Origin of the sequence: Maritimibacter alexandrii (assembly GCF_005871115.1) — a bacterium.
GTDB classification, from domain to species: Bacteria; Pseudomonadota; Alphaproteobacteria; order Rhodobacterales; family Rhodobacteraceae; genus Maritimibacter; species Maritimibacter alkaliphilus.
The window spans coordinates 500,306-516,600 of sequence record NZ_SWKQ01000013.1 but is presented as its reverse complement, the minus strand read 5'-3'; the positions used below and the strand labels follow the sequence as shown (position 1 = coordinate 516,600).

General features: G+C 64.5%; 15 protein-coding genes. 12 read left to right on the top strand and 3 right to left on the bottom strand.

The window, feature by feature from the left end; translation table 11 throughout:
- The first annotated feature begins 16 nt into the window (after window positions 1-16).
- The 9 genes from FCT00_RS15080 (at window position 17) to FCT00_RS15045 (ending at window position 9,032) form a co-directional block, all read left to right on the top strand.
- Window positions 17-1,552 (top strand): benzoate-CoA ligase family protein, encoded by a 1,536-nt coding sequence (locus FCT00_RS15080; RefSeq protein ID WP_138423656.1) that lies wholly within the window; start codon window positions 17-19, stop codon window positions 1,550-1,552.
- Window positions 1,552-2,367 (top strand): alpha/beta fold hydrolase, encoded by an 816-nt coding sequence (locus FCT00_RS15075; protein WP_138423655.1) that lies wholly within the window; start codon window positions 1,552-1,554, stop codon window positions 2,365-2,367. The genes FCT00_RS15080 and FCT00_RS15075 overlap by 1 nt, the downstream gene beginning before the upstream one ends.
- Window positions 2,364-2,723 carry a DUF309 domain-containing protein gene (locus FCT00_RS15070; protein WP_138423654.1) on the top strand — a complete coding sequence of 120 codons (360 nt, stop codon included), beginning with the start codon at window positions 2,364-2,366 and terminating at the stop codon, window positions 2,721-2,723. The genes FCT00_RS15075 and FCT00_RS15070 overlap by 4 nt, the downstream gene beginning before the upstream one ends.
- A gap of 147 nt (window positions 2,724-2,870) precedes the next feature.
- Window positions 2,871-4,529 carry a 2,3-epoxybenzoyl-CoA dihydrolase gene (gene boxC, locus FCT00_RS15065; protein WP_138423653.1) on the top strand — a complete coding sequence of 553 codons (1,659 nt, stop codon included), beginning with the start codon at window positions 2,871-2,873 and terminating at the stop codon, window positions 4,527-4,529.
- A gap of 54 nt (window positions 4,530-4,583) precedes the next feature.
- Window positions 4,584-6,035 (top strand): benzoyl-CoA 2,3-epoxidase subunit BoxB, encoded by a 1,452-nt coding sequence (gene boxB / locus FCT00_RS15060; protein ID WP_008330750.1) that lies wholly within the window; start codon window positions 4,584-4,586, stop codon window positions 6,033-6,035.
- A 53-nt stretch (window positions 6,036-6,088) separates the two neighbouring features.
- Window positions 6,089-6,253 (top strand): hypothetical protein, encoded by a 165-nt coding sequence (locus FCT00_RS21500; RefSeq protein ID WP_008330749.1) that lies wholly within the window; start codon window positions 6,089-6,091, stop codon window positions 6,251-6,253.
- A gap of 95 nt (window positions 6,254-6,348) precedes the next feature.
- Complete coding sequence (gene boxA, locus FCT00_RS15055) at window positions 6,349-7,542, top strand: benzoyl-CoA 2,3-epoxidase subunit BoxA (protein WP_008330748.1); 1,194 nt, start codon at window positions 6,349-6,351, stop codon at window positions 7,540-7,542.
- Window positions 7,543-7,611: 69 nt separating this feature from the next.
- On the top strand, window positions 7,612-8,028 hold the full coding sequence (locus tag FCT00_RS15050) for an acyl-CoA thioesterase (protein WP_138423652.1): 417 nt from the start codon (window positions 7,612-7,614) through the stop codon (window positions 8,026-8,028).
- A gap of 95 nt (window positions 8,029-8,123) precedes the next feature.
- Window positions 8,124-9,032 carry a helix-turn-helix transcriptional regulator gene (locus FCT00_RS15045; RefSeq protein WP_008330746.1) on the top strand — a complete coding sequence of 303 codons (909 nt, stop codon included), beginning with the start codon at window positions 8,124-8,126 and terminating at the stop codon, window positions 9,030-9,032.
- 34 nt (window positions 9,033-9,066) lie between these two features.
- Here FCT00_RS15045 and FCT00_RS15040 read toward each other — a convergent pair whose 3' ends face one another.
- Both FCT00_RS15040 and FCT00_RS15035 read right to left on the bottom strand, forming a co-directional pair.
- Window positions 9,067-9,990: a histone deacetylase family protein gene (locus FCT00_RS15040; RefSeq protein ID WP_008330744.1), complete on the bottom strand. Its 924-nt coding sequence runs from the start codon at window positions 9,988-9,990 to the stop codon at window positions 9,067-9,069.
- A gap of 74 nt (window positions 9,991-10,064) precedes the next feature.
- Complete coding sequence (locus tag FCT00_RS15035) at window positions 10,065-12,746, bottom strand: bifunctional acetate--CoA ligase family protein/GNAT family N-acetyltransferase (RefSeq protein WP_138423651.1); 2,682 nt, start codon at window positions 12,744-12,746, stop codon at window positions 10,065-10,067.
- 189 nt (window positions 12,747-12,935) lie between these two features.
- Here FCT00_RS15035 and FCT00_RS15030 point away from each other — a divergent pair, with 189 nt between their 5' ends.
- From FCT00_RS15030 to FCT00_RS15020, 3 genes are read left to right on the top strand one after another with little or no spacing between them, the layout of a single operon-like run.
- Window positions 12,936-13,472, top strand: a complete 537-nt coding sequence (locus FCT00_RS15030; RefSeq protein ID WP_138423650.1) for an ABC transporter substrate-binding protein — start codon at window positions 12,936-12,938, stop codon at window positions 13,470-13,472.
- Window positions 13,469-14,137: an ABC transporter ATP-binding protein gene (locus FCT00_RS15025; RefSeq protein ID WP_212748020.1), complete on the top strand. Its 669-nt coding sequence runs from the start codon at window positions 13,469-13,471 to the stop codon at window positions 14,135-14,137. Before FCT00_RS15030 ends, FCT00_RS15025 begins: the two co-directional genes overlap by 4 nt.
- A complete protein-coding gene (locus FCT00_RS15020) occupies window positions 14,134-15,270 on the top strand; it encodes an ABC transporter permease (RefSeq protein ID WP_008330736.1) in 1,137 nt (378 codons plus the stop codon). Before FCT00_RS15025 ends, FCT00_RS15020 begins: the two co-directional genes overlap by 4 nt.
- A 6-nt stretch (window positions 15,271-15,276) precedes the next feature.
- On the opposite strand, the gene FCT00_RS15015 is transcribed toward FCT00_RS15020, so the two are convergent.
- Window positions 15,277-16,263, bottom strand: a complete 987-nt coding sequence (locus FCT00_RS15015; protein ID WP_138423648.1) for an aldo/keto reductase — start codon at window positions 16,261-16,263, stop codon at window positions 15,277-15,279.
- Between the last annotated feature and the right edge of the window lie 32 nt (window positions 16,264-16,295).

Genomic DNA, 16,295 nt, shown 5'->3' with positions numbered 1-16,295 from the left:
TGACTGGGAGGATCACATGACGAACGAGAATGCCGCGGTCTATTTCGTGGACCGGCACATTGACGAAGGCCGCGCGGAGAAGCCCGCGTTTCGCGAGGCGGACGGCGAGCACCGCACGCTGACCTATGGCGACCTGCACGAACAGGCCGGGCGCTGGGCCGGTGCGCTTCACAAACACGGGGTGCGCCGCGAGGAACGCGTCGCGATGATCGTGCGCGACCAGATCGAATTTCCGGTCGTCTTCTGGGGCTCGCTCAAGGCGGGGGCGATCCCGGTTCCGCTGAACACCCTGCTGTCCGCCAGCGTTTACGAAGCGATCCTGAACGACAGCCGCGCCTCGATCCTCGTGGTGTCCGAGCAACTTTGGGAGACGGTGAAGCCGGCGGTGGACGGAAACCGCTACCTGCGCACCGTCGTCGTGATCGGCGACGCGCCCGAAGGCACGGAAAGCTACACGGATTTCGTGGCCGGAGCCGAGATCGAGGAAACCTGCGAGGCGTCAGCGGACGAACTGGCCTTCTGGCTCTATTCCTCCGGGTCGACGGGCACGCCCAAGGGCGTGCGCCACGTTCACGGCTCGCTCAAGGCGACCTGCGACACCTTCGGTGCGCAGGTGCTGGGCATCCGCGAGGATGACACGGTGTTTTCGGTCGCGAAGATGTTCTTCGCCTATGGCCTGGGCAACGCCATGTCCTTCCCCATGTCCGTCGGGGCGACGACGGTGCTGATGGGCGGACGGCCCACGCCGGATGGGGTGTCTGCGCTGCTGGCCGACGAAAAGCCGACCGTGTTCTGCGCGGTCCCCACGCTTTATGCGGCCATGGTCGCGGCGCAGGAAAAGGCGGGGACCGATCCGGTCCATTCGGTGCGCATCTGCACCTCGGCGGGCGAGGCGCTGCCGCGCGAGATCGGCGAGCGTTGGCAGCGGCTTTGGAAGGCCGAGATCGTGGATGGTGTCGGCTCGACCGAAATGCTCCACATCTTCCTGTCCAACCGCCCCGGCGACATCGTCTATGGCACGTCGGGCAAGGCCGTGCCGGGATACGAAGTCCGGCTGGTCGACGAGCATGACGAAGACGTGGCCGAAGGCGACGTGGGCGAGCTGCTTGTGCGCGGCCCGTCCAGCGCCGAGGGCTATTGGAACCGCCGTTTCAAGTCGATGGACACGTTTCAGGGCCATTGGACCCGGACGGGCGACAAATACGAACGCACGCCCGAAGGGCGCTTCGTCTACTGCGGGCGCACCGATGACATGTTCAAGGTTTCCGGCATCTGGGTCTCGCCCTTCGAGGTGGAACAGGCGCTGATCGACCATCCCTGCGTCCTCGAAGCCGCCGTCGTGGCGCGGGAGGACGAGAAAGACCTCGTGAAGCCAGCGGCCTACATCGTCCTCAAAGAGGGCGTCGAGGCGCCGACGCCGGAGGCGATCAAGGACTTCGTGAAAGAGAAGATCGGCATGTGGAAATACCCGCGCTGGATCGAGGTGGTCGATGAACTGCCCAAGACCGCGACTGGCAAAATCCAGCGTTTCAAGCTGAGGGATGCGCACTGATGATTGATTGGGTCGAGAGCGGATTTCTGAACGCGGGCGGCAAGCGGCTGGAATATGCCTGCCATGGCCCGCAGCCGGGCGACAAGCCGGTGATCGTGATGCTGCACGAGGGGCTGGGATGCACCGCGCTGTGGCGTGACGTGCCCGCGAACATCGCGCAGGCGACCGGGCATCCGGTTTTCGTGTTTTCGCGCGCGGGCTACGGCCAGTCGGATCTTGCCGATCTGCCGCGCCCGCTGGACTACATGACGCGGGAAGCGGTGGATGTGCTGCCGGACGTGCTCGACGCCATCGGGGCGCAGGGCTACGTGCTTTTGGGTCATTCCGATGGCGCGACCATCGCGGCCGAATATGCGGGCCGGGTGTCGGACGTGCGGGTGCGCGGCCTGATCCTGATCGCGCCGCATTTCTTCACCGAAGAGATGGGGCTGGCCGAGATCGCCAAGGCGGGTGAGGCCTACGAAGCGGGCGGGCTGAAGGAAAAGATGGCCCGCTATCACCGCGACCCGGGCAACACGTTCCGGGGTTGGAACGACAGCTGGCTCGCCCCCGGATTCAAGGAATGGAACGTGGCCGAGGTCATCGACTACTGGCGCATTCCCTGTCTCGCCATTCAGGGGCGCGACGATCAATACGGCACGCTCGCCCAGATCGAAGAGATCGAGACGCGGACCTATTCGCCCGCGGACGTGGCGATCATCGAAGGTGCCAAACACGCGCCGCACCTCGAAAAACCGGAAGAGACGCTGGCGGCCATCGTGGAGTTCTGCGAGCACCTCGACACCATGGAAGCGGCGGAGCCCGAGGGCGTATGACGCCCGCGCCCCATATACCGGGGCAGAACGCCCGCCCGCCGGAAGGCTCCATCGCGCCCGGGTGGGACGAAGGGCTCGCGCAGTATCGCGCGGGCTACTTCTGGGAAGCGCATGAGGCGTGGGAGCCTGTCTGGATGGAGGCCGCGCCGAACTCGGAACACAAGGCGCTGTTGCAGGCCGCGATCCAGCTTGCCAACGGGAACTTGAAGCGCGTGATGGGTCAGCCCCGCGCCGCGGCCCGTATCCTGACCATCGCCCGTGACCACCTCGCCCGTGCCGGGCAGGGGGCGCGAGTCGATTGGGCGCGCGGCGAGGCACAGGCGCTCGAATCGCGCCTGAGTAATGATGCAATATAGTGCAAAATACGGCATGAAGCTGATGCACTGTGTTGTAAATAACTGAAATTAAAAGAAAGAAAGTTAAGCACTATAGTGCATCATGGTGTAGACTTGATCTCAGCCACGCACTATATTGCTACCAACGCGAACAAGGAGACCGGGCCAATGAGCAAGGTGATCGACTTCCAAACCGACCCGTCAAAGTACCGCCACTGGAAGGTGGAATACGACGGCCCCGTCGCGACCGTTTACATGGACGTCGACGAAAACGCGGGCCTCTTCGACGGCTATCAGCTCAAGCTGAACTCCTACGACCTCGGCGTCGATATCGAGCTGTCGGACGTGGTTCAGCGTATGCGCTTCGAGCACCCCGAGGTGAAAACCGTCGTGATGAAGTCGGCCAAGGACAAGGTGTTCTGCGCCGGTGCGAACATCCGGATGCTTGGCGGTGCTGCCCACAGCCACAAGGTCAACTTCTGCAAGTTCACCAACGAAACGCGCAACACCTTCGAGGCCGCCGAGGCGGACTCGGGTCAGAAATGGATCGCGGCGGTCAAGGGCGCTTGCGCCGGGGGCGGCTACGAACTGGCGCTCGCCTGCAACTACATCATGCTGACGGACGACTCGACTTCGTCGGTCGCGCTTCCCGAGGTTCCGCTTCTGGCCGTTCTGCCGGGCACGGGTGGCCTTACCCGCGTCACCGACAAGCGCAAGGTGCGCCGTGACCGCGCCGACATCTTCTGCTCGATCGAAGAGGGCGTGAAGGGCAAGCGCGCGAAAGACTGGCGTCTGGTGGACGAGGTCGTTCCGAACTCCAAGTTCGATGAAACCGTTGACGAACGCGCCCGCGAATTCGCCGCCGCCTCGACCAAGCCGGTCGCGGACAAAGGCATCGCGCTCGGCCCGCTCAATCGCACCATCGACGACAAAGGCGTGCACTACGACCTCGTCGAGGTCGAGATCGACCGTGACGGGCGCAAGGCGACCATCACCATTTCGGGCCCCGACGCGGACGCGCCCGCATCCATCGACGACGTGGTGGCCGCTGGCGATCAGGGCTACATGCTCAAGCTCGCCCGCGAGCTGGACGACGCGATCATGCACCTGCGGCTCAACGAGATGGAGCTTGGCCTTTGGGTGTTCCGCACGCAGGGCGATCCGGAGCAGGTGAAGGCGCACGAAGACCTACTTCTGGCCAATGACGACAACTGGCTCGCCAACGAAATCCTGATGTTCTGGAAGCGCGTGCTCAAGCGGATCGACGTGACCTCGCGCTCGCTGACCGCTCTAGTCGAGCATGGCTCCTGCTACGCGGGTGTGCTGGCCGAAATCCTGTTCGCCGTCGACCGGTCCTACATGATGGAAGACGAGTTCGAGGGCGACAACCGCCCGATCGCCACGATCACCCTGTCGGACTCCAACTTCGGCCGTTACCCGATGGGCAACGACCTGACCCGTCTGGAAACCCGCTTTTACGGCGAGCCGGAAAGCGTGGACGCCGCGAAGGCCAAGATCGGTGAGGCTCTGGAAGCCGAAGAGGCCGACGAACTGGGCCTTGTCACCATGATCCTCGACGACATCGACTGGGACGACGAGATTCGCATCTTCATGGAAGAGCGCGCCTCGTTCAGCCCGGACGCGATGACCGGCATGGAGGCCAACCTGCGCTTCGCCGGACCTGAAACGATGGAAACCCGGATCTTCGGTCGCCTGACCGCCTGGCAGAACTGGATTTTCAACCGCCCGAACGCGGTGGGGGCCGATGGCGCGTTGCAGCGTTACGGCACCGGCGTGCGCGGCGAATACAACATGGAACGCGTCTAACCAAACTTGCAGGGCGGGCTATCGTGCCCGCCCAAAACCCATAGGGAGAGACAGATGGTCGACCTTATCAACGTCAGCTACGATACGCAGATTCCCAACAACGTCGGGCTGTCCTCGGACCGCAAGGTTCTGAAGGCACTTGAGAAATGGCACCCCGGCTACATCAACTGGTGGAACGACCTCATCCCCGAGAAATTCCAGAAGTCGATGGTCTATCTGCGCACCGCCGTGTCCGTGGACCCGAAAGGCTGGGCCAAGTTCGACTACGTCAAGATGCCGGAATACCGCTGGGGCGTTCTGCTGGCCCCGCAGGTCGAAGACCGCAAAATCCCCTGTGGCGAACACTACGGCCAGCCGGCTTGGCAGGAAGTGCCGGGTGAATACCGCAACCTGATGAAGCGCCTGATCGTCATTCAGGGCGACACCGAGCCGGGCTCGGTCGAGCAGCAACGGTTCCTCGGCCTCACCGCCCCGTCGCTCTACGACATGCGCAACCTGTTCCAGGTGAACGTGGAAGAGGGGCGTCACCTCTGGGCGATGGTCTACCTGCTTCAGAAATACTTCGGCAAGGACGGCCGGGAAGAGGCCGACGATCTGCTGGTGCGGTCCTCGGGTTCGGAAGAAGCCCCGCGGATGCTGGGGGCCTTCAACGAGGAAACGCCGGATTGGCTGTCGTTCTTCATGTTCACCTACTTCACCGACCGCGACGGCAAGATGCAGCTTGAATCGCTGGCTCAGTCGGGCTTCGACCCGCTCAGCCGCACCTGCCGCTTCATGCTGACCGAAGAAGCGCACCACATGTTCGTGGGTGAGACCGGCGTCGGACGCACCATCGAACGCACCTGTCAGGTGATGCGCGAGAACGGCATCGAAGACCCCTATGACATCGACAAGATCCGCAGCCTGGGCGTCATCGACCTGCCGACGATCCAGAAGAAGCTGAACCTGCACTACACCCTGTCGCTCGACCTCTTCGGGCAAGAGGTGTCGACCAACGCCGCCAACGCGTTCAACGCGGGCATCAAGGGCCGGTATCAGGAGCATCGGATCGACGACGACCACATGCTCAAGAACGACACCTACATGGTGTGGGACTTCGAGGATGGCAAAGTCGTTCAGAAAGAGGTTCCGGCGCTGACCGCGATCAACATGCGCCTGCGCGACGACTACACCCGCGATGCCGCCGGTGGCGTCGGCCGCTGGAACAAGATCATCGAAAAGGCCGGTGTCCAGTTCGAGCTGAAGCTTCCGCATGAAAGCTTCAACCGCAAGATCGGCGTGTTCTCGTCGCATCTGTTCGACCCGGAAGGCACCCTGCTGACCGGCGCCGAATACGACGCCAAGGTCAACGACTGGCTTCCGACCCACGCGGACGGCGACTTTATCCAGTCGCTCATGGTCCCCGTTACCGAGCCGGGCAAGTTCGCCGGTTGGATCGCCCCGCCGAAGGTCGGCATCGACAACAAGCCGGGCGACTTCGAATACGTCAAACTGCACATGGCGTAAGCCACAGGGCCGGGGGGCCACGGCCCCCCGCCACATCTTCGAGGGAGGACACCATGCAAGTCGACCGCCGCACCGCACACGCGCCGCGCACCCGCGATCTCGCCGTTCAGGTCTCCGGCCTGAAACAGGGCTGCGTCGGATGCGCCGACTGCAAGGGCCTGTGCCACGAATTGATCGAGGCGATGCTGGTTCCCGATCTTGTCCTGAAGGACAAGTGAAACTGGCCGCCAGAGCGCGGACCCCGTAAACAAGACCGAAACGCCAGTGAAGCGGGCCCGCGCCCGACCACCCAGCCATTCCGGAGCGACACGCCATGAACAAACCGCTCAAGCAGCACCTGATCGACCCGGAAATCTGCATCCGGTGTTACACCTGCGAAATGACCTGCCCGATCGAGGCGATCACGCATAACGACGACAACGTCGTGGTGGACGCCGAAAAGTGCAACTTCTGCATGGATTGCATCCCGGTCTGCCCCACCGGCTCCATCGACGAATGGCGCGTGGTGAACGAACCCTATTCGCTGGACGAACAGTTCGAGTGGACCGAACTGCCCGAACAAGGCGATGTCGAACCCTCCGCCGAAGGCGACGGGTCGATGGAGGCGCTCGACGAAGAAATGGCCGCGCTTCTGGCCGAGGCGCATTCCGGTGCGGGCGGCAAATCGGTGGCGCCCAAATCCGCCTCCAAGGCGACCGTGAACCTCTACAACCTCGGCAAACCGATCGAGGCGACGGTTCAGGGTAACTACCGTCTGACCGCCGAAGACAGCGACGCCGACGTGCGCCACATCATCCTCGACTTCGCGGGCCAGCCCATGCCGGTCCTCGAGGGTCAGTCCATCGGGATCATCCCGCCGGGCGAAACCGCCGACGGCAAACCGCACCTGCCCCGCCTCTACTCGGTGTCGAGCCCCCGCGACGGCGAGCGTCCGGGCTACAACAACCTGTCGCTCACCGTGAAGCGGGAAGAACAGGGCATCTGCTCCAACTATGTCTGCGATCTGAAAAAGGGCGACAAGGTGCGCGTCACCGGCCCGTTCGGCTCGACCTTCCTCCTGCCGTCCGATCCGAATGCCGAACTCCTGATGATCTGCACCGGCACCGGGTCCGCCCCGTTCCGAGGCTTCACCATGCGCCGCCAGCGCGAAATGCCGACGGCGACCGAGAAGATGACGCTGGTGTTCGGCGCGCGCAAACCCGGCGAACTGCCCTATTTCGGCCCGCTCAAAAAGGTGCCCGAAAGCTTCCTGCGCAAGGTCTTTGCCTTCTCGCGGCTGGACAACGAACCCAAGCATTACGTGCAGGACAAGCTGCGCGAAGAGAAAGAGGCGGTGGCCAAGCTGCTCAAATCCGACAACGCCTATTTCTACATCTGCGGCAAGAAAGAGATGGAGCACGGGGTCGAAGAGGCGCTGGCCGACATCGCCCGCGGCGAAGGTCTGGAATGGAAGCCGATCCGCGACAAGATGCGCGAAGACGGGCGCTATCACGTCGAGACCTATTGAGGTCCGTCCGCATCGAAGACACAACGGATCGGGGGCCGCGCGCCCCCGATTGCATGAGGGGGCAGGGGCATGGCAGAGCCGTTCAACCATGACATTCTGGTCAGCTGGGCCGACTGCGATCCGGCGAAGATCGTCTACACGGGCCGCATCCCGAATTTCTGCCTCGATGCGATCAACGCGTTTCTGCACCACAAGATCGGCGGCGGCTGGTTCATTCAGGAACTGGATCACGACATGGGCATGCCCTTCGTGTCGATGAGCCTCGACTTCCGCGCCCCGGTCACGCCCCGTCACATCCTGAAATGCGAGGTCTTCCCCAGCCGGATGGGCGAAACCTCGATCACCTTCAAGGTCATCGGTCGGCAGAATGGCACGCTTTGCTTCGAGGGCAGCTTCACCGAGGTTTTCGTGAAGGCCAGCACGTTTTCCAAGCAACCCCCGCCTGAACGGGTCAGATCGGTGCTCGCGCCGCTTGTGCGAAACTGAAACATTTGTGCACTATATCCCCAGATCCCTGCGAATCCCTTTGAAGCCGGGGCCGGCTGCGCCTAGGATTTATGCACTATTGAACATGAGGCGGCATGGCCGAGATCACCAACTTCCGCGGCGAAGCCCGCGCCGAACAGTCCGAGACCGACCGGGTCGTCGATGACCTGATCGCGCGCGTGGGCGAACGGGTGCGCGCCGCGCGCGACCGAAAGGGCATTCCGCGCCGCGTGCTGTCGGAAAAGTCCGGCGTCTCGCCGCGCTACCTCGCCCAGCTCGAGGCTGGCGAAGGCAACATCTCGATCGGGCTGCTTCAAAAGGTGGCCCATGCGCTCGACCACAAGATCGAGTGGCTGGTGGGCGAAGACGATCCCTGGACCTCCGACGCGCTCAGGATCGCCGACCTCTATCGCAGCGCCACGGCGCAGGTGCAGGAGGCGGTGCTCGCCACCCTGTCGCCCGAACCGACGGCGCAACGGCGCGCCAACCGCGTCTGCCTCGTCGGCCTGCGCGGCGCGGGCAAGTCGACGCTCGGGCGCCGCGCCGGCATGAAGCTCGGCATCCCCTTCGTCGAACTCAACCGCGAGATCGAGGAACAGGCGGGTATGCCGGTGGACGAGGTCATGGCGTTCTACGGGCAGGAAGGCTACCGGCGGCTCGAAGCACAGGCCCTCAGCCGCGTGATCGCGACCCACGACACGATGATCCTCGCCGTCGCGGGCGGCATCGTGGCCGAGCCGGAAACCTACAACCGCCTGCTCAACCACTTCCACACGATCTGGGTCAAGGCGACCCCAGCCGAACATATGGCGCGGGTGCGCGAACAGGGCGACGAGCGCCCGATGGCGGGCAACCCCGAGGCGATGGATCAACTCAAATCCATCCTCACCTCGCGTGAGGCGCTTTACGACAAGGCGCTCGCCCAGCTCGACACGTCGGGCAAGACCGAAGACGAAAGCCTCGCCGAACTCACCGGCCTCATCCGCGAGCGCGGCTTCGTCTGAGCGCGCCGCCTGCGTCAGCAGGCGAATTCCATCGTCAGCCCAAAAGCACGTTCAGATGCCGCACCACCGACCGGGCCAGAACCCCCGGCTCGTAGCCGCCCTCCAGCATCGAAACGATCCGGCCCTTGCAGTGGCGCGTGGCCACGCCCACCAGCGCCTTTGTCACCCATTCATAATCGTCGTCGGTCAATTGCAGCGACGACATATCGTCGGCCACATGGGCGTCGAAGCCCGCCGAGATGAACAGCATCTGCGGCTCGAAAGCCTCGAGGTGCGGCAGCCAGTGGTCTTCGACCCCGGCGCGAAACTCCTTCGATCCGGCACCAGCCGACAGGGGAATGTCGACAAGGTTGTCGGTCTCCTTCTCGTGCCCCGTGAATGGATAGAACGGGTGCTGGAAGGACGAACAGAACAGCACGCGCGGCTCGGATCGGAAGATGTCCTCGGTCCCGTTGCCGTGATGGACGTCGAAATCGACGATGGCCACACGCTCCAATCCATGCGCGTCCAGCGCGTGGGCGGCGGCGACGGCGATGTTGTTGAACAGGCAGAACCCCATCGCCGTTCTCCGTTCGGCATGGTGCCCCGGCGGACGCACGGCGCAGAAGGCTGGGTTCGCCTCGTTCGCCATGACGAGGTCCACGGCCATAACGCCCGCGCCCGCCGCCCGTTCGGCGGCGCGAAGCGTGCCGGAAGACATCACCGTGTCGCCGTCGACCTCGATCGACTGCATCCCCTGACCGGGCGCGATGGCATAGACCCGCTCGATGTAATCGGCGTCGTGCACCCGCAAGAGCTGCTCACGCGTGACGAGTGGCGCATCGTAGTGGCGAAGCACATAGTCGAGACCCGACGATATGAGCTGGTTGTTGATCGCCTCAAGCCTGAGCGGCTGTTCGGGGTGCATCGGCCCCGCGTCGTGATCGTAGCACTCGTGGTGCGAAATGAAAGCCAGCATGTCCCCTCCCGGCCTGTCCCCATGTCCATCCTACCGCGCGGGGCCCCCATCCCGCGCGGTGGTCTTTCGTCGCGTCAAAGCGTGCGTTCCACGATCACCAGTTCGGCATCGTCCGGGTCCATCCGCGTGGTGAACCCCAATTCGCTCATCAGTTTCAGCATCGGCGCGTTGTTTTTTAGAACCGTGCCTTCGATCGTCGTCAGGTCGTGGTCGCGCGCCGCGTTGAAGAGACCCTTCATGAGGCGCGTCGCGATCCCCTGATGGCGCACCTGATCGCCGACGACGACGGCGAATTCGGCGCTGCGGCCATCGGGATTGATGACATAGCGCGCCACGCCGCACTGTTCCTCTTTGCCGTCGATCTCGGCCATGGCGACCAGCGCCATTTCGCGGCGGTAGTCGATCTGCGTGAACTGGACGAGCATCTCCGGCGACAGCTCGTTCAGAATGCCCATGAACCGGAACATCCGCGCCTCGTCCGACAGGTTCTTGACGAATGCCTGCTCGCTCTCGGCATCCTCGGGCCGGATCGGACGGATGACCAGTGGCGTCCCGTCCGAGAGATGTTCCTGCGTGATGAGGTGCCGGGGATAGGGGTGGATCGCCATGTGGTCGTAATGACCATCGCGCGCAGGCGGTCGGGCCACCCGGATGCGGGCGTCCACCGCCAGCACGCCGTTCGCCCCGGCGATCAGCGGGTTGATGTCCAGTTCCACGATCTCCGGCAATTCGCTGACCATCATCGAAATCCGGCGCAGCACGAAAACGACGGCGTCGTGATCGGCGGCGGGCTTGTCGCGGTAGGCCTCCAGAAGCCGCGAAATCCGGGTGCGCGCGATCAGGCGTTCGGCAAGCACGGCGTTCAGCGGGGGCAGGGCGACGGCGCTGTCCTTCATCACCTCGACCGCCGTGCCACCGGCCCCGAACAGGATCGTGGGGCCGAACACCGGGTCGCGGCTGACACCGATCACCAGTTCGCGCGGCGCTTCGATGTCGGACATGGCCTCCACCGTGATGCCCCGGATGCGCGCGTTGGGACGCTCCCGTTTCACCCGTTCCTGTATGTCGCGAAAGACGCGTTTCACCTCGGCGGCGTCCCCGATCCCGGTTCGCACGCCGCCGACGTCGGATTTGTGCGTGATGTCGGGCGACGAGATCTTCATCGCCACCGGAAAGCCAACGGACGAGGCGGCGACAAGGGCCTCGGCGGCCGTCTCGGCCTCCACCGTCAGGTTGATCGGGATGCGGAACGCCTTGAGCAGCGCCTTGCTTTCAAGGTCCGACAGCATCTCGCGATCTTCCGACAGCGCGTTCGCGATGATGAGCCGCGCGCCTTCCAGATCGGGCGCGGTCGAGGGCGAAAGCGGGCCAAGAGTCTGAAGGGCCAACTGCCGGTTGCGGTGGTGCTTGGCAAGGTAGGAAAACGCCTCGACCGCGCGTTCGGGCGAGATGAAATCGGCCACCCCGTTCTCGGACAGAAGCTTGCGCCCTTCGCCGACGCTCGCCTCGCCCATCCAGCAGGCCAGAACCGGTTTCTTGCGCCGTTTCGGCAGTGCATCGACCACCGCTTGCGCGGCGGCGGTCGCGTCGGTCATGGCCTGCGGGGTCAGCATGATCAGCAGCCCGTCGGTGTTGGGATCGTCATAGACCGCTTTGACCGCCGCGCCGTATTCATGCGCGCCCGCATCGCCGAGGATGTCCACGGGGTTCGCGTGGCTCCAGTATTTTGGAAGCAGTTTTTCCAGTGACGCCTTCGTCTTGGGGTCGAGTTCCGGCAGCACGAGGTTCAGGTCCGCCGCCCGGTCTGCGGCCAGCACGCCCGCGCCGCCGCCGTTGGTGATGATCGACAGCTTGTTGCCGGTCGCCTTCTTGCTGGACGACAGAATTTCCGCCGCTGCGAAAAGCTGACCGAAAGTCATGGCGCGCACCGCGCCCGCGCGTTCCAGCACCGCGTCGAACACGGCGTCTGACCCGATCAGTGCCCCGGTGTGGGTATGCGCGGCCTCGGACGATGACGAGTGTCGCCCGGACTTCAACACGATCACGGGCTTCAGCCGCGCCGCGTAGCGCAGGGCCGAGATGAAGCCGGGGGCATGGCGCACGCCCTCGACGTATAGCAGGATCGCGTCCGTGTGATGGTCCGAAGCCAGATATTGCAGCATATCGCCGAAGTCGATGTCGATGGAATTGCCCAGCGACACCAGAGCGGAAAAGCCGAGGTGATGCGGTCCGGCCCAGTCGGAGATTGCCGAACACAGCGCGCCGGACTGCGAAATCAGCGCGAGCCGCCCGCGCGGGGTGCCCGCGCGCAGGAAGGTGGCGTTCATCCTGTTCCACGGCCGGACGAGGCCAACGCAATTCGGCCCCATGAACCGGATGCCGGCCCGCTTGGCGGCGGCTTTCAGATCGGCCTCGAAATTCGCACCCTTGTTGCCGCCTTCGCCGAAGCCCGCCGACAGGACGATAGCGTTCCTGATCCCCGCCTCGCCGCAGTCGCGGATGATCCCCGGCACGGTGCGGGCCGGCGTGGCGATCACGGCAAGGTCGATCTCGCGCCCGACGGCGGTGGCCGAGGGATAGCAGGTCAGCCCGCCGACCTTCTTGTGCTTGGGATTGATCGGATAGATCGTTCCGCCGAACCCGTCCGTCACGAGGTTCGAGAACACCTGCGCCCCGACGCTCGTCGAACTGTCCGAAGCCCCGAACACGGCGATCGTTTCGGGGTCCATCATCCCCTTGAGAGGGCTGTCTTCCATTACCGGCTCCTTGGGCCACTTCTGCGGCGCATCGACATGGTCCTCCCACCCCTGCGCACATTGACCGCATTAGGTTTCAATTCCTTGACCCGTGTCAAACCGGACCACGGCGATGTGGTCCATGTTGTCGCGCGGGCTTAACCTGACCTGTCAGGTTGCCTAGGGTGAGGAAACGGATAGGAAGGTCGAATGTTCAGGATCGTCGTGACACTGCTCTGGGTCTGGATGGCGGGCGTCGCCCCGGCGTTCGCGGATGCGTCCCTTTTCGTGCAACGGTTGAGCGGCAAGATCTCGGATGCCGCCGAGACGAGCGTTTCGCAGACGGCCCTGATCCTCGGTCGCTATTTCGACATCAACGCGATGGCCTTCGCCGCATTGCCCGAAGCCTATCGCCCGAAAGCGACGCAGGCCTATGTGACCGCCTACCATGCCAGTGTCGCCGGACGCTTTTACAAGGAATTCCAGTCGGCGGGCGAGGGCGGTCTCAGAGTTCTGGGCGTGCGTGAGAACGGGAACCTCACGCTGGTGGGAACGGAAGTGCACGAAGGCGGGCGCAGGTTGATGGTCGAGTTTTACCTCAGACGCGACGGGACAAGCTTCAAGGTCGTGAACGTCGCGCTCGAAGGTCTGCTCATCACGAAGCAGCAGCAGCGCGATTTTCAGCCCATCCTGATCTCGGGCGACATCCCCGGCCTCATCAACTGGCTCGAGCGAACCGGATCGTGACCGAGGCTGCGATTTCGGCGCGCGGACTGCTCAAGTCCTATCCGGCGATGGAGCATCCCGCGCTCGATGACCTGTCGCTCGATGTCGCGCGGGGCGAGATGCTGGCCATAACCGGGCCGTCCGGGTCGGGCAAATCGACGGCGCTTTATGCCATGGCCGGTCTGATCGGCTTGGACGCGGGCACTGTGACCTGTCTGGGCGTGACGCCGCGCAGCCGGGCCGATTGGGCGCGGCTCAGGGCCGAAAAGATCGGGCTGGTGTTTCAGGACGACTGGCTCTTGCCCACCCTGACGACCACGCAGAACGTCGAAACCCCCATGATCGGTGTCGTCGCCTCGGCGCGTGAACGCGCCGAACGGGCGCGGGCGGCGCTGGAGCGCGTCGGGCTTGCCGCCCACGCCGACCGGCATCCCGCGGGCCTCTCCGGGGGCGAGCGTCAGCGCGTGGCCATCGCCCGTGCGCTCGCGAACGCGCCCGAGGTGCTGCTTGCGGACGAACCGACCGGCGAACTGGACGTGGCGAATTCGGCCAACGTGGTGGACCTGCTCAAGGCGTTGAATGCCTCCGGCACCACCGTCGTGATCGTGACGCACGACATGGGCGTGGCCGCGCAATGCACCCGCGCCGTGCAGATCGTGGACGGCAAGTTGGAGGGGGGGCAATGACACTCACCGGGATTGCCGCGCTGAACCTCACCCACCGCCCGTGGCGGACCGGCCTGACGCTTCTGGGCGTCGTTCTGGCCATCGCGGCCTATGTGGCGCTTCTGGGGCTGGTGAAGGGCATCGAGGGCACGCTGGTCGAAAGCTTCTCGTCGCGCGGCACCGACGTTGTGCTGACCGAAGCGGGCGCGGCGGACGTGCTGTCCTCGGTCGTGCCCGTGGGTCTGGTGGACGAGGTCGCGCAGGTCGAAGGCGTGGCGGCGGCGGCCCCGGAACTCGGGCGGATGACCACCGTTGGCGAAAACACGACGAGCTTCATCATCGGCTGGCCCGCCGACGCCTTTGGCATGCGCGCGATGGAGATCGTCGAGGGCCGCTTCCCGCTGCCCGAAGACCGGACCGAAACGGTCGCGGGCGGCATCACGCTCGGCACCCGGCTGGCGGAACGGCTGGATGTCGGGGTCGGCGATCTGGTCGAGGTGTTCGCGACGGATTTCGTGGTCACCGGGCTTTACACGTCGGAAGGCGTGATGGCGATGAACGGGGCGCTGACCCTGATCGAGGACATGCAGGCGCAGACCTACCGCGACGGGCAGGCGACCTCGATCGTCGTGCAATTGTCCGACGACCTGTCGCCGGTCGAAAGGGACGCGGCCATCGCGCGGCTCTCCGAACGCTTTCCCGACCTGTCCGTCGATCCGACGGAAACGCTGGTTCAGGAATATTCCAACCTGCGGATCGCGACCATCCTCGCCTGGGTCGTGTCGACCGTGGCCGTGGCTTCGGCGGCGCTCGCGGTTCTGAACACGATGGCGATGGCGGTGAACGAACGGCGCGGCGAAATCGCCATCCTCGGGGCTGTCGGATGGCCGCGCGGACGGATCGTCCGTCTGCTGATGCTCGAAGGGGCGTGGCTGACCATCGCCGGGTCCGCGCTGGGCATATTGGTCGGGATCGCCGTCGCCTGGATCGTGGCCTGGTCGCCGCAGGTCGAAGGGTTCGTCGAACCGGTGATCGACGGCACGCTCCTGATACGCGCCGTCGCCATCGGCCTCGGCATCGGCCTGATCGGGGCCTATGTCCCCGCGATCCGTGCCGCTTCGGAAGATCCGGCTTCGATCCTCAGGGGCAAATAGGCCGGATCAGCAGTAGCGTTCGATCCCGACGATCTGCGCGTCGGAGTAGCGGTCGCCATGGGCCCAGCCGACCGGCATGATCTGGTTCAGCGCCGCGCGGTCGGACTCGGTAAAGATGATCTCGTCGGCATCCGCCCATTCCATGAGGTGCGCGGCGTTGCGGGTGCCGGGGATGGGCACGAGGTGATCGCCCTGCTGAAGCGTCCACGCGATCGCGACCGCAGCGGTCGTCCAGCCGCGGTCATGGGCAAAGGCGCGCAGAGCGCGGACATGCTCCATGTTGGCGCTGAAGTTGGGCTCCATGAACCGCGGGTTGTTCTTGCGAAAGTCGATGTCGCGGAAACGCGCCGGGTCGAGGTCGCTGTCGCCGAACATACCGCGTCCGAGCGGCGAGAACGGCACGAAGGTCGTACCCAGGTCCTTGCAGGCCTGAATGAGGCCGAGGTCGGGCTGTCGGGTCCACAGGGAGTATTCGTTCTGGACCGCACCCACCGGGGCCACGCTGGATGCGCGGCGCAGGGCGGCCGGCGAAATCTCGGAATAGCCGAACGCGCCGATCAGACCCTCCTGCTGGAAGCTTTCGAGCGTCTCGGTCACCTCTTCGATCGGGCGGGGGAATTCGCGGCGATGAACGTAGTAGAGTTCGACGCTGTCGACCCCGAGCCGTTCGAGCGAGCCTTCCAGATGTTCGCGCAGGTATTCGCGCGAATTGTCGGCCGTGCCGCGCGGCGCCCCGATCACGATGCCGCCCTTCGTCGCGATCTGGAACCGGTGTCCACGATCTTTCTGCCATTCGCCGATCAGGGTTTCGGAAAGGCCCTTGCCATACATGTCGGAGGTGTCGAGAAACGTGATCCCGGCGTCGCGCGCGGCGTCGAGCGTGGCGAAGGCCTCGTCCCGGTCCGTTTCGCCGTAAAAGCCCGCAAAACTCATGCAGCCCAGTGCGATGGCGGATACGTCGGGGCCGTTCTGCCCCAGTTTGCGCGTTTTCATGGCGTTCTCCCGTCAGGTGTCGGCGGGATCAT

Coding starts and splice junctions, on each gene's coding strand:
- FCT00_RS15080 (WP_138423656.1), top strand. CDS start 17: ATGACGAACGAGAATGCCGCGGTCTATTTCGTGGACCGGCACATTGAC.
- FCT00_RS15075 (WP_138423655.1), top strand. CDS start 1,552: ATGATTGATTGGGTCGAGAGCGGATTTCTGAACGCGGGCGGCAAGCGG.
- FCT00_RS15070 (WP_138423654.1), top strand. CDS start 2,364: ATGACGCCCGCGCCCCATATACCGGGGCAGAACGCCCGCCCGCCGGAA.
- boxC (WP_138423653.1), top strand. CDS start 2,871: ATGAGCAAGGTGATCGACTTCCAAACCGACCCGTCAAAGTACCGCCAC.
- boxB (WP_008330750.1), top strand. CDS start 4,584: ATGGTCGACCTTATCAACGTCAGCTACGATACGCAGATTCCCAACAAC.
- FCT00_RS21500 (WP_008330749.1), top strand. CDS start 6,089: ATGCAAGTCGACCGCCGCACCGCACACGCGCCGCGCACCCGCGATCTC.
- boxA (WP_008330748.1), top strand. CDS start 6,349: ATGAACAAACCGCTCAAGCAGCACCTGATCGACCCGGAAATCTGCATC.
- FCT00_RS15050 (WP_138423652.1), top strand. CDS start 7,612: ATGGCAGAGCCGTTCAACCATGACATTCTGGTCAGCTGGGCCGACTGC.
- FCT00_RS15045 (WP_008330746.1), top strand. CDS start 8,124: ATGGCCGAGATCACCAACTTCCGCGGCGAAGCCCGCGCCGAACAGTCC.
- FCT00_RS15040 (WP_008330744.1), bottom strand. CDS start 9,990: ATGCTGGCTTTCATTTCGCACCACGAGTGCTACGATCACGACGCGGGG.
- FCT00_RS15035 (WP_138423651.1), bottom strand. CDS start 12,746: ATGGAAGACAGCCCTCTCAAGGGGATGATGGACCCCGAAACGATCGCC.
- FCT00_RS15030 (WP_138423650.1), top strand. CDS start 12,936: ATGTTCAGGATCGTCGTGACACTGCTCTGGGTCTGGATGGCGGGCGTC.
- FCT00_RS15020 (WP_008330736.1), top strand. CDS start 14,134: ATGACACTCACCGGGATTGCCGCGCTGAACCTCACCCACCGCCCGTGG.
- FCT00_RS15015 (WP_138423648.1), bottom strand. CDS start 16,263: ATGAAAACGCGCAAACTGGGGCAGAACGGCCCCGACGTATCCGCCATC.